Source organism: Chitinibacter sp. ZOR0017 (genome assembly GCF_000799095.1).
Classification (GTDB): Bacteria; Pseudomonadota; Gammaproteobacteria; order Burkholderiales; family Chitinibacteraceae; genus Chitinibacter; species Chitinibacter tainanensis.
In genome coordinates this window covers 149,435-173,743 of sequence record NZ_JTLG01000034.1, presented here as the reverse complement: position 1 = coordinate 173,743, position 24,309 = coordinate 149,435, and the positions used below count along the sequence as shown (strand labels likewise).

At 56.8% G+C, this 24,309-nt stretch carries 20 protein-coding genes; 10 read left to right on the top strand and 10 right to left on the bottom strand.

Features of this window, described 5'->3' with window-relative positions; translation table 11 throughout:
• Positions 1-10: 10 nt before the first annotated feature.
• From hscA to malQ, 9 genes are all read right to left on the bottom strand, one after another.
• Positions 11-1,867 carry a Fe-S protein assembly chaperone HscA gene (gene hscA / locus L991_RS11885; RefSeq protein ID WP_047395627.1) on the bottom strand — a complete coding sequence of 619 codons (1,857 nt, stop codon included), beginning with the start codon at positions 1,865-1,867 and terminating at the stop codon, positions 11-13.
• A 55-nt stretch (positions 1,868-1,922) separates the two neighbouring features.
• Positions 1,923-2,351, bottom strand: coding sequence for a hypothetical protein (locus tag L991_RS17320; protein WP_156129061.1), 429 nt, complete (start codon positions 2,349-2,351; stop codon positions 1,923-1,925).
• The gene (gene hscB / locus L991_RS11880; RefSeq protein ID WP_047395624.1) at positions 2,326-2,856 is read right to left on the bottom strand and encodes a Fe-S protein assembly co-chaperone HscB; all 531 of its coding nucleotides are present in this window, start codon (positions 2,854-2,856) and stop codon (positions 2,326-2,328) included. Before hscB ends, L991_RS17320 begins: the two co-directional genes overlap by 26 nt.
• 54 nt (positions 2,857-2,910) lie before the next feature.
• Complete coding sequence (iscA, locus tag L991_RS11875) at positions 2,911-3,234, bottom strand: iron-sulfur cluster assembly protein IscA (RefSeq protein WP_028448657.1); 324 nt, start codon at positions 3,232-3,234, stop codon at positions 2,911-2,913.
• An 81-nt stretch (positions 3,235-3,315) separates the two neighbouring features.
• Positions 3,316-3,696, bottom strand: a complete 381-nt coding sequence (iscU, locus tag L991_RS11870) for a Fe-S cluster assembly scaffold IscU (RefSeq protein WP_028448658.1) — start codon at positions 3,694-3,696, stop codon at positions 3,316-3,318.
• Between the two features lie 84 nt (positions 3,697-3,780).
• Positions 3,781-4,995, bottom strand: a complete 1,215-nt coding sequence (locus tag L991_RS11865) for an IscS subfamily cysteine desulfurase (protein ID WP_028448659.1) — start codon at positions 4,993-4,995, stop codon at positions 3,781-3,783.
• Positions 4,996-5,056: 61 nt separating this feature from the next.
• The gene (gene iscR / locus L991_RS11860) at positions 5,057-5,533 is read right to left on the bottom strand and encodes a Fe-S cluster assembly transcriptional regulator IscR (RefSeq protein ID WP_028448660.1); all 477 of its coding nucleotides are present in this window, start codon (positions 5,531-5,533) and stop codon (positions 5,057-5,059) included.
• A gap of 97 nt (positions 5,534-5,630) precedes the next feature.
• Positions 5,631-6,383 (bottom strand): serine O-acetyltransferase, encoded by a 753-nt coding sequence (gene cysE, locus L991_RS11855; RefSeq protein ID WP_028448661.1) that lies wholly within the window; start codon positions 6,381-6,383, stop codon positions 5,631-5,633.
• Positions 6,384-6,561: 178 nt separating this feature from the next.
• On the bottom strand, positions 6,562-8,163 hold the full coding sequence (gene malQ / locus L991_RS11850; protein WP_047395620.1) for a 4-alpha-glucanotransferase: 1,602 nt from the start codon (positions 8,161-8,163) through the stop codon (positions 6,562-6,564).
• Positions 8,164-8,404: 241 nt separating this feature from the next.
• Here malQ and glgB point away from each other — a divergent pair, with 241 nt between their 5' ends.
• The 7 genes from glgB (at position 8,405) to L991_RS11815 (ending at position 20,340) form a co-directional block, all read left to right on the top strand.
• The gene (gene glgB / locus L991_RS11845) at positions 8,405-10,588 is read left to right on the top strand and encodes a 1,4-alpha-glucan branching protein GlgB (protein WP_047395617.1); all 2,184 of its coding nucleotides are present in this window, start codon (positions 8,405-8,407) and stop codon (positions 10,586-10,588) included.
• Positions 10,588-12,642, top strand: a complete 2,055-nt coding sequence (glgX, locus tag L991_RS11840; protein WP_052190839.1) for a glycogen debranching protein GlgX — start codon at positions 10,588-10,590, stop codon at positions 12,640-12,642. Before glgB ends, glgX begins: the two co-directional genes overlap by 1 nt.
• Positions 12,643-12,680: 38 nt before the next feature.
• Positions 12,681-14,312 carry an alpha-D-glucose phosphate-specific phosphoglucomutase gene (locus L991_RS11835; RefSeq protein WP_047395613.1) on the top strand — a complete coding sequence of 544 codons (1,632 nt, stop codon included), beginning with the start codon at positions 12,681-12,683 and terminating at the stop codon, positions 14,310-14,312.
• A gap of 69 nt (positions 14,313-14,381) precedes the next feature.
• Positions 14,382-15,662 carry a glucose-1-phosphate adenylyltransferase gene (glgC, locus tag L991_RS11830; RefSeq protein WP_028448665.1) on the top strand — a complete coding sequence of 427 codons (1,281 nt, stop codon included), beginning with the start codon at positions 14,382-14,384 and terminating at the stop codon, positions 15,660-15,662.
• 81 nt (positions 15,663-15,743) lie between these two features.
• Positions 15,744-17,177: a glycogen synthase GlgA gene (glgA, locus tag L991_RS11825; RefSeq protein ID WP_047395611.1), complete on the top strand. Its 1,434-nt coding sequence runs from the start codon at positions 15,744-15,746 to the stop codon at positions 17,175-17,177.
• A gap of 34 nt (positions 17,178-17,211) precedes the next feature.
• Positions 17,212-19,674, top strand: a complete 2,463-nt coding sequence (gene glgP / locus L991_RS11820) for a glycogen/starch/alpha-glucan family phosphorylase (RefSeq protein ID WP_374749655.1) — start codon at positions 17,212-17,214, stop codon at positions 19,672-19,674.
• A 102-nt stretch (positions 19,675-19,776) separates the two neighbouring features.
• Positions 19,777-20,340 carry an NUDIX domain-containing protein gene (locus tag L991_RS11815; RefSeq protein WP_052190838.1) on the top strand — a complete coding sequence of 188 codons (564 nt, stop codon included), beginning with the start codon at positions 19,777-19,779 and terminating at the stop codon, positions 20,338-20,340.
• Between the two features lie 241 nt (positions 20,341-20,581).
• Here L991_RS11815 and cysB read toward each other — a convergent pair whose 3' ends face one another.
• Positions 20,582-21,520 (bottom strand): HTH-type transcriptional regulator CysB, encoded by a 939-nt coding sequence (cysB, locus tag L991_RS11810; protein ID WP_028448669.1) that lies wholly within the window; start codon positions 21,518-21,520, stop codon positions 20,582-20,584.
• Positions 21,521-21,638: 118 nt separating this feature from the next.
• Between cysB and L991_RS11805 the strand changes: the two genes are divergently transcribed.
• The 3 genes from L991_RS11805 (at position 21,639) to L991_RS11795 (ending at position 24,284) form a co-directional block, all read left to right on the top strand.
• The gene (locus tag L991_RS11805; protein WP_028448670.1) at positions 21,639-22,424 is read left to right on the top strand and encodes a sulfite exporter TauE/SafE family protein; all 786 of its coding nucleotides are present in this window, start codon (positions 21,639-21,641) and stop codon (positions 22,422-22,424) included.
• 35 nt (positions 22,425-22,459) lie between these two features.
• Positions 22,460-23,146 carry a phosphoadenylyl-sulfate reductase gene (locus L991_RS11800; protein WP_047395605.1) on the top strand — a complete coding sequence of 229 codons (687 nt, stop codon included), beginning with the start codon at positions 22,460-22,462 and terminating at the stop codon, positions 23,144-23,146.
• 259 nt (positions 23,147-23,405) lie between these two features.
• Positions 23,406-24,284, top strand: coding sequence for a BadF/BadG/BcrA/BcrD ATPase family protein (locus L991_RS11795; protein WP_047395600.1), 879 nt, complete (start codon positions 23,406-23,408; stop codon positions 24,282-24,284).
• Positions 24,285-24,309: the final 25 nt, after the last annotated feature.

Here is a 24,309-nt window from a genome sequence, read left to right as displayed (position 1 = left end):
CGCGAGGCAATCAAATATCGGAAATTCGCTGGCCGGCCAGCCCGCGCTTGATGGCGGCATCCATCCGGCGGCTGGCAAATTCGCCAGTGGTTTGGTTCAGTTGTTCGGTGGCGGCGGTAATCGCCTCGGCGCTTTCGCCGGCAATGGCGCTGCGCAGGGCGGCAATCGCCGCACTAATTTCGGCCGTTTCGCTGGCATTGAGCAGCGCGCCATCGCTAGCCAGCGCGATTTCAACTGCTTGAATAATGCTATCGGCTTCCACGCGAGCTTCAGCCAGTTTGCGCGCTTGGATGTCGTCTTTGGCGTGCGTCATCGATTCGGTCAGCATGCGGCTGATTTCGTCATCCGATAAACCGTACGAAGGTTTCACGGCAATGCTGGCTTCGATACCGGTGGATTGCTCGCGCGCTGACACGGATAGCAGGCCATCGGCATCCACTTGGAAAGTCACGCGAATGCGCGCTGCGCCCGCCACCATTGGTGGAATGCCGCGCAGCTCAAAGCGCGCCAAGCTGCGGCAATCGCTCACCAGCTCGCGCTCACCTTGCAGCACATGAATCGCCATCGCGGTTTGGCCATCTTTAAAGGTGGTGAATTCCTGTGCGCGTGCGGTCGGGATGGTGCTATTGCGCGGGATGACTTTCTCCACCAGGCCACCCATCGTTTCCAGGCCGAGCGAGAGTGGAATTACATCCAGCAGCAGCCATTCATCGTCGCCCTTATTGCCGGCCAGCACATTGGCCTGAATCGCCGCGCCAATCGCCACGACTTTATCCGGGTCGAGGTTAGTCAGCGGCTCTTGGCCGAACAATTCGCGCACCGCTTTGCGCACATGCGGCATACGGGTCGCGCCACCCACCAATACCACGCCCTTGATGTCTTCGATGCGCAATTTGGCATCGCGCAGGGCTTTTTTCACCGGCAGCAGGGTTTTGTTCACCTGATGCGCGGTCATGCTGTGAAACTGCTCGGCGCTGAGGGTCAGATCAATAATGGCGCCATCCGAGAGCACGGCGGTAATCTGCGTTTGCGCGTGATCGGTGAGCGCTTCTTTGGCTTCGCGCGCACGGGTGAGCAACAGCCGCTGATCTTGCGCATTTGGGCCATGCAGATCGGCTTGTTCCAGAATCCAGCAATAAATGCGGTGGTCAAAATCATCACCACCCAGTTGTGAATCTCCGGAGGTTGCGCGAACTTCAAACACACCGCGCGTCAGCTCCAGAATCGACACATCAAACGTACCGCCGCCCAGATCGTAAATCACGTAAATGCCTTCGGCGGCATTATCCAGCCCATAGGCAATTGCGGCCGCGGTCGGCTCGTTCAACAGGCGCAGTACATTCAGGCCCGCCAGTTTGGCCGCATCTTTGGTGGCTTGGCGCTGGGCGTCGTCAAAATAGGCCGGCACGGTAATTACCGCGCCCACCAGCTCGCCGCCGAGGCTGTCTTCGGCGCGGTGCTTCAGGGCGCGCAAAATTTCGCTGGAGACTTCGACCGGGCTTTTCACCCCGGCGCGGGTCACCAATTTGAGCATGCCCGGCTCGTCAACAAAGCGGTACGGCGTGGCCAAATCGGCAATGTCATTGATACCGCGGCCCATAAAGCGCTTCACCGACACCAGCGTATTGGCCGGGTCTTCGTTTTGCCGCGCTTGGGCGCTGTGGCCCACCAGCAAATCGCCATCCACGCCGTAATGCACCACCGAAGGCAGCAAGGTGCGGCCGTCCTGATCGGGCAGGCAGACCGCGCTACCGCTTTTAACGGTGGCCACGAGTGAATTGGTGGTGCCCAGATCAATGCCGACCGCCAGACGATGCTGGTGAGGGGCGGCGCTCATGCCGGGTTCGGCGATTTGCAGCAGAGCCATGTTCTATCTCTTTTTTACTTCAACGAAATGATGGAGGACCTAACGAAAAGGGGTATTACGGGCCTTCGCTGAATCTAATTTTGATGTTTTCTGTTTCTTTGTTTGAATCTTGTATCGGTAAACGAACTTCTCGTAAATCTTTCATGATTGATTTATCCAGTTCATTATTGCCTGTACTTTGAATCATCTTTATTTCTGTGAGCTCACAGTGCCTATTTAATTGCGCATCTACAGCAAATTTAACATCCGAACCCATGTGCTTTCTAATTGATGGTAGCCAGCCAATGCGATGTGAAATTTCGGTGGTTCTTTTTGTTTGGTCATTAATTGTGATGCACTCAAATTGAGGCGTTTTTCTCTCTAATGACTTTGTTTTTTCTGGCGTAAGCTGGTTAGTACTTGCACAGGCGGAAAGTAGAAACCCTGGCATGATGGCAAAGGCGATATGCACACTGGGTTTAATACAAAACAGCTTCAATCGCATCGCCGATTTCCTGATCCAGCTTTTCCATAAAACGTAATTTTCGCACGCTGAGCGCAGCGGCGGCAAAATCCTGCAGCTGATCCAGTTGCAGCGCCAGCGTGTCTTCCAGCGCGGTGATTTCGGCGCGCATTTCACGGGCGAGGTTTTCGAGCGCATCGACATTCTGGCTGGCCTTGGCCTCGGCAATGCCTTCCCGCCATTCCATTTGTGCCATCAGGAAATCCATCGGCATGGCCGTGTTGGTTTCTTCCTGCGTATCGACGCCATGGCGCAGCAGCAGATAGCGGGCGCGGCTGAGCGGCGCTTTCAGGGTTTGGTAGGCTTCATTGATATGCGTGGCCGCTTGCAAAGACAGGCGGCGCTCGGCATCGGCGGCGGTGGCGAATTTATCGGGGTGATATTCGGCCACTCGGGCGCGATACTGGCTATCCAGCGCTTTGCCATCAAGGGCAAATTGCTCGGGCAGGGCAAACAGGCTGAAATGGCTTTGGCTGAAGTCGATCATGGCAAACCGGATAGGGAACAGTAAAACGCCAGCGGCGAGGCTGGCGTGTTGGGCTTAAACGTTGAAGCTCTCGCCACACCCGCATTCGTTTTTCACGTTCGGGTTGTTGAATTTAAAGCCTTCGTTCAAGCCTTCTTTGGTGTAATCGAGCTCGGTGCCATCCAGATAGGCCAGCGATTTGGCGTCGGTATAGATTTTTACGCCATAGCTTTCAAATTGCAGATCGGTATCGCTTTCCACATCAACAAATTCCAGCTTGTAGGCCATGCCGGAACAGCCTGAGGTTTTCACCGCCAGCCGAATACCCAGCCCTTTGCCGCGTTTTTGCAGAAAATTGGCCACGTGGTTGGCCGCGCGCTCGCTCAATGTTAAAGCCATGATCTTACCCTTTGGGGTATGGGCTGGCAGGCTATGAATCAATTGGCCTGCGGGCCGATACCCTGTGTATGCGTGAAACGATTAACCGTGCTTTTTCTTGTAGTCATCCACCGCTGCTTTGATGGCATCTTCGGCCAGGATCGAGCAGTGAATTTTCACCGGTGGCAGCGCCAACTCTTCGGCGATTTGGGTGTTTTTGATCGACAGCGCTTCATCCAGCGTCTTGCCTTTCACCCATTCCGTTACCAGCGACGACGAGGCAATCGCCGAGCCACAGCCGTAGGTTTTGAATTTGGCGTCTTCAATCACGCCATCAGCGCCTACTTTGATCTGCAGTTTCATCACGTCACCACAGGCCGGCGCACCAACCATGCCGGTGCCCACGCTGTCGTCGCCTTTTTCAAAGGAACCCACATTGCGTGGATTTTCGTAGTGATCCAGTACCTTGTCGCTGTATGCCATTTTGTGTTTCTCCAGATTCGCTCAGTTTTTCATCTAGCACTTGGGGTGGGGCGGGCCTGGTGTGGCGCCGCCCGCTGGCCCAACTTAGTGCGCAGCCCACTCGATGGTTGAGAGGTCAACGCCGTCTTTGTACATTTCCCACAGCGGTGACAAGGCCCGCAGCTTGTCGATCTTGCCTTTGATCAGATTGATGGCGAAATCCACTTCGGCTTCGGTGGTAAAGCGGCCGATGGTGAAGCGGATTGAGCTATGCGCCAATTCATCAGAGCGGCCCAGGGCGCGCAAGACGTAAGAGGGCTCCAGCGACGCAGAGGTACAGGCTGAGCCGGACGATACCGCCAGGTCTTTCAGCGCCATAATCAGCGATTCGCCTTCAACATAGTTGAAGCTCACGTTCAGATTGTGCGGCACGCGTTGTTGCATATCGCCATTGAGGTGCACTTCTTCGATTTCTTTCAGGCCGTTCCACAGGCGATCGCGCAGCGCGCCGATGCGGGCGTTTTCGCTGGCCATGTCTTCGCGGGCGATGCGGAAAGCTTCACCCATGCCCACGATCTGGTGCGTAGCCAAAGTACCAGAGCGGAAACCACGCTCATGGCCGCCACCGTGCATTTGTGCTTCCAGACGGACACGCGGTTTGCGGCGGACATACAGTGCGCCCACGCCTTTCGGGCCGTAGGTTTTGTGCGCCGAGAAGCTCATCAGGTCTACTTTCAGGGTGGCCAGATCAATCGCGACTTTGCCGGTGGCTTGCGCGCTATCGACATGGAAAATAATCCCGCGCTCGCGGCAGATTTCGCCAATGGCGGCGATGTCTTGAATCACGCCGATTTCATTGTTTACGAACATCACCGAAATCACGATGGTGTCTGGGCGGATGGCGGCTTTGAGGGCTTCCAGATCCAGCAGGCCGTTTTCTTGCACATCCATATAGGTGGCTTCAAAGCCTTCGCGTTCCAGCTCGCGCACGGTATCGAGCGTGGCTTTGTGCTCGGTTTTCACGGTGATGATGTGTTTGCCGCGGGTTTGGTAAAAATGCGCGGCACCTTTGATCGCCAGATTGATCGATTCGGTCGCGCCCGAAGTCCAGACGATTTCTTTTGCGTCGCAATTAACCAGCTGCGCCACTTGTTCGCGCGCGTCTTCGACTGCGGCTTCCGATTCCCAGCCGAACGGATGCGAGCGGCTGGCTGGGTTGCCAAACATTTCAGTCAGGTACGGAATCATCTTGGCGGCCACGCGCGGATCAACCGGGGTGGTGGCAGAGTAATCAAGATAGATCGGTTTTTGCTGGGTCATGCTGTGTGCTCCGCTGCGTTGGTTCGTGCAGGACGAAAATTCAAATTCAGATAAGCTCGGTTTAATGGGCGCCAAGCAGATGGCGCTGGTCTTTCATCACGCTGGGGTTGTCGCTGGTGCAGCGGCGGGCTTTTTCCTGCTGTTTTTCAATCAGGCTACCCAGGGTGACATCAGACAAAAAGCCGTGAATGGTGGCATTCAGATCGGTCCACAAATCGTGGGTCATGCAGCGCGATTCATCGCGACAATTTTCGCGGCCGCCACATTGGGTGGCATCGATGGGCTCGTCCACCGCCTGAATGATTTCGGCGATGGTGATCGTACAGGCCGAGCGCGCGAGGCAATAACCACCACCCGGGCCGCGCACGCTTTCCACCAGCTCGCGGCGGCGCAATTTGCCAAATAGCTGTTCCAGATACGACAGCGAAATATGCTGACGTTCGCTAATGCCGGCCAAAGTCACCGGCCCATTGGCCTGGCGCAAAGCCAAATCCAGCATGGCGGTAACGGCAAAACGGCCTTTGGTGGTCAGTCGCATGGCGTATCCTTGGTGATCAGAATGCAGGGCTATGATACCAATACCCCACTATTTTGGTCAACTAAAAAGTTGACTGTTTTAGTGGGGTATTGCGTGCTTAATCGACAATGCGATTGAGGTAGCTTGGATCGAATTTATCAGCAGTTGCGCGCTCTTCGGCGCAATCAACGCCCAGCTGTTCGAGCCGGCGCAAGATCATTTCCAGGCGCTGGTCCGTGGTGACCGAGTGATCAAGTAGGCCGTGAATGGCTTTCACCATCGGGTCGTTCATGTCCGCACCCACGCCGTAGGCAGAAAAACCGAGCTGCTCGGCTTTTTGCTCGCGCTGTTGATCGGTTTGCGGGTCGAGAATACGGGCCGGAATCCCGACTGCGGTCGCGCCGGCCGGTACGTTTTTAACCACCACGGCATTTGAGCCGACTTTGGCGCCATCGGCCAAGGTAATCGGGCCCAAGATTTTGGCGCCCGCCCCAATAATCACGCCCTTGCCCAGCGTGGGGTGGCGCTTGCCTTGGTTCCACGACGTGCCGCCCAGCGTTACGCCATGATAAAGCGTGCAATCGTCACCGATTTCGGCGGTTTCACCAATCACAATGCCCATGCCGTGATCAATAAACACCCGCCGGCCAATGGTCGCGCCGGGGTGGATCTCGATGCCGGTGAGAAAGCGCGCGCCATGCGACACCATGCGGGCCAGCAATTTCCAGTTGCGTCGCCACAGCCCGTGCGCCAGCAGATGCAGCGTCAGCGCATGAAACCCCGGGTAACAGGTAATGACCTCCAGCGTAGAGCGGGCAGCAGGATCGCGGTCGAAAACCACGCGGATATTTTCACGCAAGCGGTCGAACATGGCAGTCGCCAGAGAATCTCAGAAAGACTGAGCATTTTACTCGGTTTTTCCGGCGAAGGGGAGGGCTGAGGGATGGCTTTTGCGCAAGAGCTGTAAGCTGCTGCTGGGTATTGCCTGCTGGGCTTTATTGAATAGAGTCTGACAGGCAATACCCTTTGGGGTATTTGTATTTTCCGGCTTAGCTTGGGGCGCGACCAAATAGCTCGCCCAAATAACGCAGCCGTGCCGCCAATTCGGGTGTGAGCTCGTCGGCGAGAAAGCGATATTGCCAGTTGCCGCTGGCTACGCCCGGAGTATTCATCCGCTCGCTGCCCGGTGCGCCGAAGAGATCTTGAATCGGGGCAATCGCCAGGGTGGCTGGGGTGCTCCATGCGAGGCGGATTAGATCCCAGTGCGGCGCTTCGCCCGAGACATTCAGATAGCGTCGCAAGTGGTCGCGGCTGATTTCGGGGCTGCTGGCGTACCAGCCCAGCGTGGTGTCGTTATCATGGGTGCCGGTGTAAACCACGGTATGGGCGTCGGGGTAATTGTGCGGCAGGTGATCGCTACTGGCGCTGCCGTCAAAGGCAAATTGCAGCACTTTCATGCCCGGCAGGCCCAAGCTTTCGCGCAGGGCGGTGACGTCGGGGGTGATGACCCCAAGGTCTTCGGCGACGATGCCCAGCTTATCACCTAGCTCGGCGCGGATCGCAGCAAATAGCTCTGCCCCGGGGCTGGCGCACCATTGGCCATGTTCGGCCGTGGGCTCGCCAAATGGCACCGACCAATGCGCCGCAAAGGCGCGGAAATGATCGATTCGTACCAGATCAGTACGCGCCAGTGCGGCGGCCACCCGGGCTACCCACCAGCGATATTTGGTTTTTTTGTGTGCGGGCCAGGCATACAGTGGGTTGCCCCACAGCTGACCCGTGGCGCTGAAATAATCGGGCGGCACTCCGGCGACTGCCAGTGGATCGCCAGCGGCATCGAGCTGAAATAAGCTGCGATTAGCCCACACATCGGCGCTGTCTTGCGAGACAAAAATCGGCAAATCACCCAACAGCTGAATCTGCTGCTGGTTGGCGTAGCTTTTAAGCGCCTGCCACTGCCGGGCAAAGATAAATTGGCAGAATTGCGCGAAAGCAATCTCGGCGGCCAATGTTTGCCGATACTGTTTCAGCGCCTTGGCTTCGCGCTGCGCCAGTGCCGTCGGCCAGGAATTCCACACCGCGCCGTAATAGCAATCTTTAATCTGATTGACGGTCTGTTTATCGGCCAGCCGCTGATAGTAGGCCTGGTACTCCGCGCTTTCGTATTCATTCTGCCGTGCCGCAATAAAGTGCTGCTTGCAGGCAATGAATAATGCGTAGTCATCCAGCCAGGCCGCTTCGCGCGCGCAAAACTCGCTTAGCTCCAGTGTTAAAGGATGGGTTGGTGCCAGTGCTTGCAGGCCTTGCCACGCTGCACGCAGCACTGCTGTTTTCCATGGCAGCAGGCGGCCATAATCTACCCGGCGCGGGTCGAATTCATGGGGTGGAATCTGTTCGGCGCTGAGTAAGCCATCGGCGATTAATAGCTCGGGGCTAATCAGCAAGGGGTTGCCCGCAAAGGTGGAAAACGACTGATAGGGTGAATCGCCATAGCTGGTGGGCCCAAGCGGTAGCACCTGCCACACGCGCTGGCCGGCACTGGCCAGAAAATCCACCAGCCGGTAGGCGCCCGGCCCTAAATCGCCAATCCCGTAAGGAGAGGGCAGGGAGGTGAGGTGGACCAGAATACCTGCGGCGCGGGTCAAAGACATTTTCTGCCTCTTTGCGGTAATTTGTAATTTATGCGTAAATTTTATGGCGGTAAAATGACGGTCAAGCTTGAGTCTGGCTGTTGCAATTTCCGCCTGCTACGTACGGGAAAACTAGCATTGTGCTGCGTGAATGTGGCATTTTTCTGTCAGTACGTCGTGCGTTTCCAACATGCTGGCGCAGTGCCCGCGGCTTTGCCGCGCTGCAGCCAGCCCGCTTTGCCCCGCCTGAGAGGTTGTTTGCATGTCTGTTTCCCCTGCCGATATCGATGCCCTGTGCCAGGGCTTGCATGCCGATCCATTTGCGCTGTTGGGCATGCATACCGATGCCGAGGGCGTGTGGGTACGGGCTTGGCTGCCGGATGCCACGGCGTGTGCGGTGGTCGAGGCCAAAACCGGCCGCAGCCTTGTGCAGCTAGCGCAGCTCGATGCGCGCGGGTTTTTCGCCGGCCTAATCCCGCGGCGTAAAAACGCCTTTGCCTACCAGCTGGATGTGCAATGGGGCGAGCAGACTCTGCGGCTGGAAGACCCGTATCGCTTCGGCCCGGTGCTGGGCGAGCAGGATGTATGGTTTCTGGCCGAAGGCAGCCAGCGCCGACCATTTGAGCGCTTGGGAACACACTGGGCCGAACGCGATGGCGTGGCTGGTTTTAGTTTTGCCGTCTGGGCACCCAATGCGCGCCGGGTATCGGTGGTGGGCGACTTTAATGGCTGGGATGGCCGTCGCCATGTGATGCGGCTGCGGCGCGAATGCGGCGTGTGGGAGCTGTTTCTGCCGCAGGTGCAGGAAGGCCAAGCGTATAAATATGAAATCATTGATCAACATGGCCAGCTGCAGCTCAAGGCCGACCCCTATGGTTTTGCCGCCGAAATGCGTCCCGCTACCGCCTCGCGCGTAGCGCGCCTGCCGGCCTGGATTGAGCACAGTGCCACGCGGCAAGCGGCGAATGCGCTGAATGCGCCGATTTCGATTTATGAAGTGCACCTGGGCTCATGGCGCCGCCGCCCGCAAGAGGGTAATCGCTGGCTGAGCTACCGCGAGCTGGCGGTCGAGCTGGTGGATTATGTGGCCGAGATGGGCTTTACTCATCTGGAATTACTACCGATCAATGAGCATCCATTTGATGGCTCCTGGGGGTATCAGCCGCTAGGGCTTTATGCACCGACTTCCCGCTTTGGTACCCCGGAGGAGTTTCGTGCTCTGATCGAAGCCGCTCACGGCAAAGGGCTGGGGGTGATCCTGGATTGGGTGCCGGGGCATTTTCCCACCGATACGCACGGCCTAGCGCAATTTGACGGCTCGCATCTATACGAGCACAGCGACCCGCGTGAGGGCTTTCATCAGGATTGGAACACGCTGATCTACAATTTTGGCCGCAATGAAGTGCGCAATTACCTGATCGGCAACGCGCTGTACTGGTTGGAGCGCTTCGGTATCGATGGCCTGCGGGTGGATGCGGTGGCCTCGATGCTTTATCGCGATTATTCGCGCAAAGAGGGCGAATGGATTCCCAACCAGTTTGGCGGCCGCGAAAACCTCGAAGCCATCGATTTTATGCGGCGCATGAACGAAGTGGTGGGCGTTGAGCGCCCAGCGGCCATGACCTTGGCCGAAGAATCCACCGCTTTTCCAGCCGTTTCGCGCCCACCGGCGATGGGTGGGCTGGGCTTTCATTACAAATGGAATATGGGCTGGATGAACGACACGCTGGCCTATATGCGGCAAGACCCGGTGCATCGCAAATACCATCATCACCATATGACTTTCGGGCTGGTGTATGCGTTTAGCGAGAATTTCGTGCTGCCGATTTCGCATGATGAAGTGGTACACGGCAAAGGCTCGATGCTGGCCAAAATGCCGGGCGATTGCTGGCAGCAATTTGCCAATCTGCGCGCTTACTATGCCTTTATGTGGGCGCACCCGGGTAAAAAGCTGCTGTTTATGGGCTGCGAATTTGCCCAGGGCCGCGAATGGGATCATGACCAGAGCCTGGATTGGCATTTGCTGGATGATCCGGCCAATGGCTGGCACCGCGGCGTGCAGCAATTGGTGCGCGATCTGAACCATACCTATCGCGCTCATCCGGCTTTGTATGAAATCGATTTTGATCATCGTGGCTTTGAGTGGATCAGCCATGAAGATGCCGAGCATTCGGTGTTTAGCTTTCTGCGCAAAGCGGAAAACGGCGATTTTCTGCTGATTGTGAGTAATTTCACCCCGGTTACCCGCCATCATTACCGCTTGGGTGTGCCGCGCGCTGGCGTGTATCACGAAATCTTGAATACCGATTCGCAATATTATGGCGGCAGCAATCAGGGCAATCTGGCCATCGCCAGCGAGCCGCACCCGGCGCATGGCCGGGCTGATTCGCTGCGGATGACGATTCCGCCGCTGGCCACCGTGTATCTGCGCTGGAGCGCACACTGATGCGTGACAGCTGGCCAGCACAACTTGCTACCGGGGCGGCGTATCCGCTGGGCGCCACCATCACGGCGTCCGGGGTGAATTTTGCTGTGTTTAGCCAGCATGCCGAGCGCATTGAGCTGTGCCTGTTTAGTGCCGATGGCCAGCAGCAAATTGCCAGTTGGCCTTTACCCGCGTGCACCGATGGCGTGTGGCATGGCTTGTTGCCGGGGGCGATGGCGGGGTTGGTGTATGGTTTTCGCGCCTATGGGTCGTATCAGCCCGCGCAGGGAGCGCGGTTTAATCCAGCCAAGGTTTTGCTCGACCCTTATGCGCGCGCGGTGGTGGGGCGGGGTGATCAGCTGGATACCTCATTTGGGTATCGGGCTGCAGATCATAATCAAGCTGATCTACAAGACAATACCCCAACAGCAATCAAGGCCGTGGTATGTGACGAGCCTTTTGCCTGGGGCGACGATACGCCGCCGCGGACGCCATGGGCGCACACCGTATTGTATGAAGCGCATGTGCGGGGCCTGACGCAATTGCAGCCACAGATCGAGCCCGCGCTACGTGGCAGCTATGCGGCGGTGGCGCATCCAGCGATGTTGGCGCATTACCGCGCGCTGGGCGTCACTGCGATTGAGCTGTTGCCGGTGCAATTACACCTGGATGAGCCCCGCTTGCAGGCGCTGGGCTTGGTGAACTACTGGGCCTACAACACACTGGGCTTTTTTGCCCCTGAGCCCCGTTATTGGTCGGGCCGCGCCGGCACAACGCCGCTGAGCGAATTCCGCCAAATGGTGCGAGACCTGCATGCGGCGGGCTTGGAAGTGATTCTGGATGTGGTCTACAACCACACCGCCGAAGGTGATGCACTCGGGCCGACACTGGCTTTTCGCGGGCTGGATAATCAGAGCTATTACCACCTGCATGGCCAGGGGGAATACACCAACTGGAGTGGCTGCGGCAATGTGCTGGATTTAAGCCACCCCCGGGTGGTGCAGCTGGTGCTCGATAGCCTGCGCTATTGGGTAAGTGAATGCCACGTGGATGGTTTTCGCTTTGATCTGGCGCCGATACTGGGCCGGGTGGACGGGCAATTTAGCGCCTGGGCGCCCTTGCTGACGGCGATTGGCCAAGACCCGATTCTTGCGCCTTGCAAACTGATTGCCGAGCCGTGGGATATTGGCCCCAATGGCTACCGGTTGGGGCAGTTTCCGGCTGGCTGGAGCGAATGGAATGATCAATACCGCGATGTGCTGCGGCAATTCTGGCTGCACGGAGGCGTCAGCCGGGCGCTCCTGGCCCGCCGCTTTGCGGCCAGTAGCGATTATTTTGCCCACAGTGGCCGTGCGCCACAGGCCAGCGTGAATTTTCTAACCGCGCACGATGGCTTTAATCTGCGCGATTTACTCTCGTATGCGCACAAACACAATGCCGCCAATGGTGAAGACAATCGCGATGGGCATAACCACAATCTGAGCTGCAATTTTGGCCACGAAGGCGCTAGCGCTGATCCTGTAGTGCAGGCCCGCCGGCTGCGGATGGCCAAAGCCCTTCTGGCCTGCCTGCTGCTCAGCCAGGGCACGCCGATGCTGTTGGCCGGTGATGAGCTGTGGCACACGCAGCAAGGCAATAACAACGCCTATTGCCAGAATAATGAGCTGACCTGGCTCAATTGGCAGCAGCCCGAGCAGGCCGCTTTGTGCGACTGGATCAGCAAAATGCTGCAAGTGCGCCAGCAGTGCGCTGCTTTGCGCGATAATCGCTGGTGGCAAGGGGTGGTGCAAGATCAAGGTTGGCCCGATGTCAGCTGGCTGCTGCCGGCCGGGGGGGAGTTAACTGCCGCAGACTGGGATGACCCGGCTGGCCGCGCACTGCAAATCGTGCTCAGTGGGCAATATCTGCTGCAACTGAATGCCGCCAACCAGCCGCAGGCTTTTACGCTGCCGGCTGGGCGCTGGGAGCTCGTGGCTTGTGCTGCGGATGATGCGGCGATCGAAGTGGCTGCGGGCAGCGTGCGGATTTACCGGCAGGCCGGTTGTAGACCGGGCCACCCCAGCAAGATTAAGTAATGAAATTAAGAAATGAATCAATCAGGGAACAAATCACAATGACAATTCAAACCATAGCGACACAAGCCTTTAGTGGCCAGCGCCCGGGGACGTCCGGCCTGCGCAAAAAGGTAACGGTGTTTCAGCAGCCGCATTATTTAGAAAACTTTGTGCAGGCGATTTTTGATGTGGTGCCCGAGCTGCAAGGCGGCACGCTGGTGCTGGGCGGCGATGGCCGTTATCACAATCGCGCGGCGATCCAGACCATTTTGCGGATGGCGGCGGCCAATGGGGTGGCGCGGGTGTTGGTCGGGCAGGGCGGTTTGCTGTCGACCCCGGCGGTGAGCTGCGTGATTCGCAAGCATGGTGCGGTGGGCGGGATTGTGTTGTCGGCCTCGCATAATCCGGGCGGCCCTGAGGGTGATTTCGGCATTAAATATAATGTGACCAACGGTGGTCCCGCCCCCGAGAAAATCACCGAAGCCATTTACCAGCGCACCACGTCTATTGATACCTACCGGGTGTATCAAGCCGCAGACGTTGATATTGAAAACGTAGCGAGCTATACCCTCGGAACGATGCAGGTGCAGGTGATTGATTCGGTGGCCGATTATGCCGAGCTGATGGAAAGCCTGTTTGATTTTGCCGCGATTCGCAACTGGTTTGCCGCCGGCCACCGGATGCGGTTTGATGCGATGTGCGCTGCTTCTGGCCCTTACGCCACGCGCATTCTCGAAGGCCTGCTCGGCGCGCCAGCCGGCACCGTGGTCAATGGCATGCCGCTGGAGGATTTTGGCGGTCTGCATCCGGATCCGAATCCGGTGTATGCCGAAGCGCTGGTGCAGCAAATGTTTGCTGCGGATGCGCCCGATTTTGGCGCCGCCAGCGATGGCGATGCCGACCGCAATATGATTGTGGGCCGGCAATTTATTGTGACCCCATCCGACAGTCTGGCCGTCATGGCCGCCAATGCCACGCAGGTGAAAGGCTATGCCGGCGGGATCGCCGGGGTGGCGCGCTCAATGCCCACATCTTGCGCCGTCGATGCCGTGGCCAAACGCTTGGGCTTGCCGTGCTTTGAAACGCCAACCGGCTGGAAATTCTTTGGCAATCTGCTCGATGCCGGCAAAGTAACGCTGTGCGGTGAAGAAAGTTACGGCACGGGTTCGGGCCATGTGCGCGAGAAAGATGGCGTGTGGGCGGTGCTGTTCTGGCTCAATCTCTTGGCGGTCACCGGCAAATCGGTGGCCGAGCTGGTGAGCGAACACTGGCAAACCTATGGCCGGCATTTTTATTCCCGCCACGATTACGAAGCACTGGATACCGAAGCAGCCAATGGCCTGATGGCGCATTTACGCGGCCAATTAGCGCAGCTGGCTGGCCAAACCATCGCTGGGCAAGCCATTGCCAGCGCCGATGATTTTGCCTACGACGATCCGGTGGATGGCTCGCGCAGCGAAAAACAAGGTGTCCGCATTTTGCTGGCCGATGGCAGCCGGGTGGTGTTCCGCCTCTCGGGTACCGGCACCGAAGGCGCTACGCTGCGTGTGTATCTGGAGAAATACGAGGCTGATGCCAGCCAGCATGGTGTCGCCACCCAGACCGCACTGGCGGGGCTGATTGCGCTGGCTGATGCCGTGGCGCAAATCCGCCAGCGAACTGGCCGCGTACAACCTACCGTGGTGACCTAAGCACCCGGCTTTCAATTCATAGCGCAGTGGGCCCGCCAATGCCGGCGGGCCGCGACAGGAGAGGCAAGAATGGAAGTGCAATTAATCGATAAAGCCACGCTCGCCCGGCAATTGCCAGGCCGCGCCGTGGCACTGGTACTGGCAGGTGGTCGTGGTTCACGCTTAAAAGCCCTAACCGATCACCGCGCCAAACCGGGGGTGTATTTTGGTGGCAAATTCCGCATTATCGATTTTGCATTATCCAACTGCATTAACTCGGGCATTCGCCGCATTGGGGTGATTACCCAGTACAAATCGCATTCGCTGATGCGCCATCTGCAGCGCGGCTGGTCTTTCCTGCGCAATGAAATGAATGAGTTTGTTGATGTCTTGCCGGCGCAGCAGCGGGTGAATGAAGAGCATTGGTATCGCGGTACGGCCGATGCGATTTACCAAAACCTGGATATCTTGCGCAATTACCGCTCAGATTATGTGGTGATTCTGGCGGGGGATCACATCTACAAAATGGATTACTCGCGCATGCTGGTCGATCACGTGTTGCTCGGGGCCGAGGTGAGCGTGGCGTGTATCGAAGTGCCGCGCGAAGAAGCTTCGGCCTTCGGGGTGATGGCGGTGGATGAAACGCGCAAGATCACCGATTTTGTCGAAAAACCGGCCAACCCGCCGGCCATGCCCGGCAATGAGGCAGTCTCGCTCGCCTCGATGGGGATTTATATATTCAACACGGCCTACCTTGAGCGCCTGTTGGAAGAAGACATCCAGGTTGAGGGTTCGAGCCACGATTTTGGTAAAGACCTGATCCCGAAAGCCGTGAGCGAAGGCAAAGCCTTTGCCCACCCGTTTAGTCTTTCTTGCGTGCAAACCGAATCCGGCGGCAACCCCTACTGGCGCGATGTGGGGACGGTGGATGCCTACTGGGCGGCCAATCTTGATCTGGCCTCAGTCACCCCTGAGCTGGATGTCTACGATCAAAGCTGGCCGATCTGGACATTGCAAGAGCAGCAACCACCGGCCAAGTTTGTGCAGGATCGCAACGGCAGCCACGGCATGACGCTCAATTCGCTGGTGTCTGGCGGCTGCATTGTGTCGGGCTCGCTGGTGATTAATTCGGTGCTGTTTTCGCAGGTGCGGGTGCATTCGTTCTGCACGATTGATTCGGCGGTGATTTTGCCGGAAGTTGTGGTGGGGCGCGGTTCGCGGTTGCGCCGCTGCGTGATTGATCGCGGCTGCCAGATTCCGGAAGGCACGATTGTGGGCGAGAACGTTGAGGAAGATGCGCGCCGTTTCTACCGCACCGAAACCGGCGTTACCCTGATCACCAAAGACATGCTGGCCAAACTGCCGGCCTAAATGCCACAGCGGTTTCATTTAGCGCGCAGATAATGCTGTGGGTGGGCGCTGGCCCGAGCTAACTTCTGCAAAGGATCGAGAATGCGAATTCTGCAAGTGTGTGCCGAAATGTTCCCGCTGCTGAAAACTGGCGGCCTTGCTGATGTCACCGGTGCACTGCCGGCGGCTTTGGGGCAGGTGGGGGAAGAAGTCCGGACATTGCTGCCGGCTTTCCCTGCGCTGCTGGCCGCGGTGGAGATTCGGGGCGAAGTTGCCCAGCTAGATGGCCTGGGCACGCCGTGCCGACTGCTCTTTGGGGAAACGGCAGCGGGGCTGGCGGTGTATTTACTCGATGCGCCGCATTATTACGATCGCCCGGGTAATCCATACCAAGCGGCCAATGGCGAAGCCTATGCCGACAATGCCGAGCGCTTTGCGCTGCTAAGCTGGGCCGCAGCCCAGTTGGCACAAGGCGTCGATCCGCTCTGGCAGCCGCAGTTGGTGCATGCTCACGACTGGCATGCCGCGCTCACACCGGCTTATCTAGCCGCCGCGGCCCGGCCAGTGCCTTGCATATACACCATTCATAATCTGGCCTATCAGGGCGTATTTGCTGCCGAGACGTATGCCCGGCTGCAATTACCCGCCGAATTTTTTGCGGTGGATGGACTGGAATACTATGGCCAGCTGTCGTTTATGAAGGCGGGCATTGTGTATGCCGACCGCGTAACGACGGTGTCGCCAAGTTACGCGCAAGAAATCACCACCGCCGAGCAAGGCTGCGGGCTGGACGGATTGTTGCGCAGCCGGGCCGCGGTATTGGCGGGGGTACTCAATGGCGTGGATCCGGCCGTTTGGCATCCCGCCACCGATACCGCACTGGTGGCTAATTACAGCGCCGATAAACCCGCCGGCAAAGCCAAATGCAAAGCCGCCCTGCAAGCCCAGCTGGGGCTGAATGTGCAGGATGACGCCCCGCTGTTTGTGGTGGTGAGCCGCCTGACCGAGCAAAAAGGTCTGCAGCTGGTGCTGGCCGCACTGCCGGAAATTACCGCGCGCGGTGGCCAGCTCGCTGTGCTGGGCAGTGGCGATACCGCGCTGGAAGAAGCTTTTGTTGCGGTGGCACAAGCGAATCCGGCGCAAGTGGCCGTAAAAATTGGCTACGATGAAATGTTTTCGCATCAATTGATCGCCGGCGGCGATGTGATCATGGTGCCGAGCCGGTTCGAGCCGTGTGGCCTCACACAGTTGTATGGCCTGCAATATGGCACCTTGCCGCTGGTACGGCGGGTGGGCGGACTGGCCGATACGGTGGTGGATTGCAGTTTAGAAAATTTAGCTGAGGGTATTGCCACCGGCTTTAGCTTTGATGGGTTCTCCAGCAAGGAACTCACCCGGGGTATCAAGCGCGCCTTCGCCCTGTGGGCGCGCAGTAAAGAATGGAAGCAAGTTCGCAAAACCGCCATGCAGCAAAATTTTGGCTGGTCAGCGGCCGCTGCTCAGTATCAAGCGTTGTATCAGCAAGTTAGTGCCTGAACCGGGCGAATCATCGCCAAACCCGCAACACGGAGTGTCACGCATGAGTATGCCGTTTCAATACGATGTTACCGATCGCCACGATGTGGCCGCGATCAAGAAAGCCATTGCCAATAAACTGATGTACACCATCGGGAAAGATCCGATCGTGGCCCAGCCCAAAGATTGGCTGGATGCGACCTTTCTCACCGTGCGTGACCAGATGGTCGAGCGCTGGATGCAAACCACCCGCGCGCAATACTCGCAAGATGTGAAGCGGGTGTATTACCTCTCGATGGAATTTCTGATCGGGCGTGCGCTCTCTAATGCTTTGCTGGCGCTGGATATGGAAGACACCGTGCGCAGCGCGCTGGATGATATGGGCGTGGATTACGACGATCTGGTGCATCTGGAGCCTGATGCGGCCCTGGGTAATGGCGGTTTGGGGCGACTGGCCGCATGTTTTCTCGATTCGATGGCCACGCTGGGTATCCCTGGCATGGGTTACGGTATTCGCTATCAGTTCGGGATGTTCAAGCAGCGGATTATCGAAGGCCGGCAGGTGGAAGTGCCCGATACCTGGCTGGGCTCGGTGAATATCCTCGATTTCCCGCGCGACGAAGTCTGCTACCGGGTGCGCTTTGGTGGCCGGCTAGAAAGCGATGGCAGCAAAGTGCGCTGGATTGATACCCATAATGATGTACTGGCGGTTGCGCACGACATCATTATTCCCGGCTATGACACCATGGCCACCAATACCTTGCGCCTGTGGACGGCACGCTCGACGCGCGAAATCAATCTGTCGAAATTTAATGAGGGTGATTATTTCTCGGCCGTGGCGGAGAAAAACGTCTCTGAAAACGTCTCGCGCGTGCTGTATCCCGATGACTCTACCTACAGCGGGAAAGAGCTGCGGTTGCGCCAAGAATATTTCTTCTGCGCGGCCAGTATTCAGGACATTATTCACCGCCACCGGATGAACCACGAAACGCTGGATAATCTCGGTGAGAAAGTCGCGATTCACCTGAACGACACCCATCCCGTACTGGCCATCCCCGAATTAATGCGCGTGTTGCTGGATGAAGCTAATTACAGCTGGGATGAAGCGTGGGCGATTACCAGTCAGGTATTTAGCTACACCAATCACACTTTGATGTCTGAGGCGCTGGAAACCTGGCCGGTGGATATGCTCGGCCATCTGCTGCCACGCCATCTGAAGATCATTTTTGATATCAATGATAAATTCCTCAAAGATGTCAGCACCCGCTTCCCCGGCGATTTTGATTTGCTGCGCCGGGTGTCATTGATCGAGGAGCATGGCGAGCGCAAGGTGCGCATGGCGTATCTGGCGGTAGTGGCCAGCCATACCATCAACGGGGTATCGGCCCTGCATTCCGATCTGATGGTGGAATCGATTTTTGCCGATCTAGCCAAGGTGTTCCCGGCGCGGTTTACCAATGTGACCAATGGCGTGACGCCACGCCGCTGGCTGGCGCTGGCCAATCCGTCGCTGTCTACCTTGATCGACCGCGAAATTGGCCACACTTGGCGCGTACGGCTGGATGAACTCAGCGAGCTGAAAGCCCATGCTGATTTTCCGCAGTTTGTGGCCGATTTTCGCGCGGCCAAGCATGCCAATAAAGAGCGGCTGGCCCGCTTTGTGGCACGCCGCCTGGGCGGGGTGATTAATCCCGATGCGCTCTTTGACGTGCAGGTGAAGCGCATTCACGAATACAAACGGCAATTGCTGAATGTGCTGCATGTGATTACCCGCTACAACCGCATTCTGGCTAACCCCGACGCTCCGATCCAGCCGCGGGTGGTGGTGTTTGCCGGTAAAGCTGCCTCGGCCTACAAAATGGCCAAGCTGGTGATTCAGCTGATCAACGATGTGGGCATCAAAATCAACAATGACCCACGGGTGGGCGATAAGCTCAAAGTGGTGTTTATTCCAAATTATTCGGTGAGCCTGGCTGAAGTAATTATCCCGGCCGCCGATTTGTCCGAGCAGATTTCCACCGCCGGCACCGAAGCCTCGGGCACCGGCAATATGAAATTTGCCCTCAATGGCGCGCTGACCATCGGCACGCTGGATGGGGCCAATGTGGAAATGCAGGCGGCGGTGGGCGAAGAAAATATCTTTATTTTTGGCAATACCACCGAGCAAGTGAATGCCCTGCGCAAAAATGGCTATCAGCCACGCGCGATTTACGAGCATAACGCCGAGTTGCGCGAAGTACTGAATCAGCTGGCCAATGGTTTCTTTAGCCCGCAAGAGCCAGAGCGCTATCGCGTGATTTTTGATGTGTTGGTGAACTGGGGCGATCATTATCAGCTGCTGGCCGATTATGAGTCGTATATTGCCACGCAGGAAAAAGTGGATGCGCTGTATGCCAAGCCGGATGAATGGGCGAAAAAAGCCATTCTGAATGTGGCCGGAATGGGGCGCTTCTCGTCCGATCGCACCATCAGCGAATACGCTGCGCAAATCTGGCATACGACCCCGGTCAAACTTTAAGCAGGTATTTCGCGGTAAACTCAACGGCAACCCTTCGCGGTTGCCGTTGGCTTATTGACCCCGCCGCGTTGCATTTGATGATCTCTGTGGACTAACTCGCTAATGCCTTTAATTGAAGACCTGCAAGACCCCAAGCTACTGGAAGCCACGCTCGAAACCCAACGGGTATTCGATGGCAATCTATTGCACGTCAACCGCGATACCGTTGCTTTGCCCGATGGCAGCACCGCCACGCGCGAATACATCTTGCACCCCGGTGCGGTGATGATTATTCCGGTATTGCCCGATGGCCGCTTGTTGTTGGAGCGCCAGTATCGTTACCCGCTGCATCGGGTGTTTCTGGAATTTCCGGCCGGCAAGCTTGAAGCGGGCGAAGATGCGCTACTGTGTGCCCAGCGCGAATTGCTGGAAGAAACGGGCTACACCGCCAGCGCGTGGGAATTTCTCGGTGTCTTGCATCCGATCATCAGCTACACCGACGAAGAAATTCGCCTTTTCCTCGCCAAAGGTCTGACCGCCGGAGAAGCGCAACTGGACGAAGGTGAGTTTGTTGAGTGTGTGGCGGTGAGTATGGATGAACTGGTGGCCGGTGTGCTTGATGGCACGATCACCGATGCCAAAACCGTTAGCGGCATTTTCTGGGCGCAACAAAAAGGCCTGCGTTAAGTAGGCCTTGGCTGGCAAAGCCGCGTGGCTGTCAGGGCTGTCACGGGCTTGATCCGCTCGGCTTAGAAAAGCTGATTATGCGCCGCGCTAGCATGATCAATTTTCCCAAGATCTTAATCCTACGCGGCTAGCAATTCGGGATGCCAGAGCACTGGCTCGCTTGAACGTTGTCGTATTTGATTGTTAAGGGTATATGTACGTAGACCTTTATAAACAAGGTCTGCATCAATATACCCTTGGTTTATTCTTCCGCCACTTCGCACAGCAGCGCGTCTTGCACCACTTCGCGCGTGAGGTGCGGCGCGAAGAGGGCGATGAAATCAAAGGCATAGCCACGCAAATAAGCGTCTTTACGCACCCCGATGTGGGTGGTGGATTTTTCAAACAGATGCGAGGCGTCGATCGCTACCAGATTTAGATCGCGTTCCGGCTCGAAAGCCTGGCTGGCCAGAATCCCAACCCCCAAGCCCAGCTCGACATAAGTTTTAATAATGTCCGAGTCAATCGCGGTCAGCACAACATTGGGCTCCAGCTGCAGAGCCGCGAAGGCGCGATTGATTTTCGAGCGGCCAGTGAAGGCAAAATCGTAGGTAATCAGCGGCCAGGCGGCGATGTCATGCATGCTCAGCGGGCGGTTTAGCTGGGTGAGTGGGTGGCCTTTTGGCACGATGATGCAGCGGTTCCAGTCATAGCAATCAAGCATCGCCAGCTCGGGATAATGGTCGATCCCCTCGGTGGCGATGGCTAGATCGGCACTGCCATCGACGACCATCTCGGAAATTTGCGTCGGGCTGCCCTGCTTAATCGAAAGCCGTACTTTCGGATAGCGCTGCAAAAAGGCCTGAATCACTTTAGGCAGCGCATAGCGCGCCTGGGTGTGGGTGGTGGCAATGGTGAGGCTGCCGTTTTCCACCTGCACAAATTCTTCACCGATGCGTTTCAGATTTTGCGATTGCATTAAAATCCGCTCGGCAATGCGCAAAATTTCGCGGCCCGGTGGGGTAATATCGACCACGCGCTTGCCATTACGGATAAAGATCTGTACGCCCAGTTCATCTTCCAGCAAACGGATTTGCTTGGAGATCCCCGGCTGGGAGGTATGCAACTTCTCGGCGGCCTCCGAGACATTAAGCCCCTGTTTGGCTACTTCGACCAAGTAGCGCAGCTGCTGCAATTTCATCCCATCTCTCCGCTAAGAACAATCGCTTATAACATACTAACAGAATAATCTAAGGCGATCTAAATGTCGCGGTTATGATGATGCTCTTCAAAAAATAAGTATTCAACAGGGTTGCGAGATGGAAGTCGCTTGGTATGGTTTTGTGATTGCCGGCTTGGTGGTGGGCTTTATTGTCGGCATGACTGGCGTAGGCGGCGGCTCGCTGATGACCCCGATTTTGCTGTTTTTCGGTATTAACCCCGCCACGGCGGTGGGGACTGATTTGCTGTATGCCGCGATTACCAAATCGGGCGGCATTTATGTGCATCAGAAAAACAAAAACATCGACTGGAAAATTACCGGCTGGTTAGCTTTAGGAAGTGTGCCGGCGGCAGCGCTGACTTTGCTGGTGCTGCACCAGCTGCATGCGGATACCAAAGCCGTAAACGCTGCGATTAAGCACGGCTTGGGGATCGCCTTACTCTTTACCGCGGTGGCGATTGTGTTCAAACAGCAGTTGGTGGCCTTTGCGCAACGCCATGCCGGGGATGCTTTTCATGCCAGCGGCCCACGGCTCAATCTCCTGACCGTGCTAGTGGGGGTACTGCTAGGGGCGATTGTGACGCTGACTTCAATTGGCGCGGGCGCACTGGGCACGGTGGCGCTGTTTATTCTTTATCCTTTGCTGCCAACCAAACGGCTGGTTGGTACCGAAATCGCCCATGCGGTGCCGTTGACACTCGTGGCAGGGTTGGGGCACGCCGGGATGGGGAATATGGATTGGAGTTTGCTGGGCTTTTTGCTGATGGGCTCGTTGCCGGGCATTTATCTGGGGAGCCACATCACGGGGCGGGTGTCTGATGGTATCCTGCGCCCCTGTCTGGCCGTTATGCTGGCCTTTATTGGCTGGAAGCTGGTGTTTTAAGCCAAGCTGCACACTTTGCATAGGGAAGAATAAAGATGGATTTTGAACAGAAACTGCAAGAAACCTCCGCCTTGCTGCAAAAAATCGCTAGCGATTTCGCACCTGCGGTCTTTGCCAACTCATTCGGCGCCGAAGACATGGTGATTACGCATCTGATCGCCACGCTGAATTTACCGATCCAGATTTTTAGTCTGGACACAGGGCGTTTGCCAGCTGAAACCTATACGCTAATGCAGGAAGTGGCACAGCACTATCCAACCCACCCGATTAAAGTGTATTTCCCTGCAACGGCTGCGGTTGAGCAATATGTGAATCAACACGGCATTAATGCGTTTTATGAATCGGTAGAGCTGCGCAAAAGCTGCTGTCATATTCGTAAAATCGAGCCATTGCAACGGGCGCTGAAAGGGCAGACAGCGTGGGTAACGGGGTTGCGTCGCCAGCAGTCGCCCACCCGCACCGATCTGGGCTATCAGGAATACGATAGCGGCAATGGGCTGGCGAAATTCAACCCACTGATAGAATGGACCGAGAAGGAAGTCTGGGCCTATATTCGCGCGCAGAATATTCCCTACAATAAACTGCATGATCAACACGTACCATCAATTGGCTGTGCGCCCTGTACGCGGCCGATTGCCATGGGCGAAGATGTACGCGCGGGCCGCTGGTGGTGGGAAAATCCAGATTCAAAAGAATGTGGTCTGCACGTTAAAAAAATCTGAAGCCCTTTTGGCTCAGCGCAAAATGCCTCGCAATCGCGAGGCATTTTATTTGGTGCAGTAATTGACACCAAGTCAGCACATCTCTAAATTGGTATGCATGTGCCTGCGCTAACGCATGTGATGAGCGATGCGTAGAGCCTTAATTTCCATGCATAAACACAGAAGCCCCTGATTAACTACAGCAAACTGGTCTGCAAGTGGCGCAGCCGAGTTTGAACGTAGCGACAGGGGCAATTCAAATCGCACAAGGGGAATGTGAATGAGTCAAATCGAATATCTGATCGGGGTAGATGGGGGCGGTACGGGGACCCGGATCACGATCGCTAAGCTGGATGGCGTTGAACTTGTGCGCGCGGAAGCGGGGGCTTCTGCACTCGGGCAAGGGATTGATAAAGCCTGGGCCAATATTACGGCCGCGATTAAAGATGGTTTTAATAAGCTGGGTCTGGGCGAGGTTGACTTTGCCCGCTGTGCGGTTGGTTTTGGTTTGTCAGGCGTTACGGTTAAAGCTTGGGCGGATGAATTCATCGCTAAAAACCCTGGCTTTGGCCGCATCATTGTGGAGACCGATGGCTATTCAACCTTGCTCGGTGCTCACAATGGTGACTACGGCGCGATCATCGCAATTGGGACCGGCTCGATTGGTGAGGCCTGGCTGCCCAGTGGCGAGCGCTTGGAAGTCGGTGGCTGGGGTTTCCCCACTTCCGATGAAGGCTCGGGCGCTTATTTGGGTCTGAAAGCCATTAATCATGTGCAGCGCATTATGGATGGTCGTCGTCCATTGACTGATTTTGGCCGCAAGCTGCTGAGTATTACTGGCGATACGCGTGAGCAGGTTTTTGCCTGGATGGGCAAGATGAAGCAGGGCGAATGCGCGTCGCTCTCACCGGTGGTGGTGGAATTCGGTCAGAGCGATGAGGTCGCCAAGTCTTTCCTCCTGGATGCGGGGCAAGAGATTGTCAACATCGCCAGTGCACTGCGCGCTAGCGCCCCCGAGCTACCCATTGCCATCTGTGGCGGTGGCCTTTCAGAAGCTTTGCGCCCGTATATTCCGGCGGACTTCTTGGCTACCACTTCGCGCCCACAAAAAGATTCATGTGCCGGTGCTTTAATCTTGATCGCTCGTGAATATCGCTAATTAGTAGGTCAGTGAAGGAAGCAGG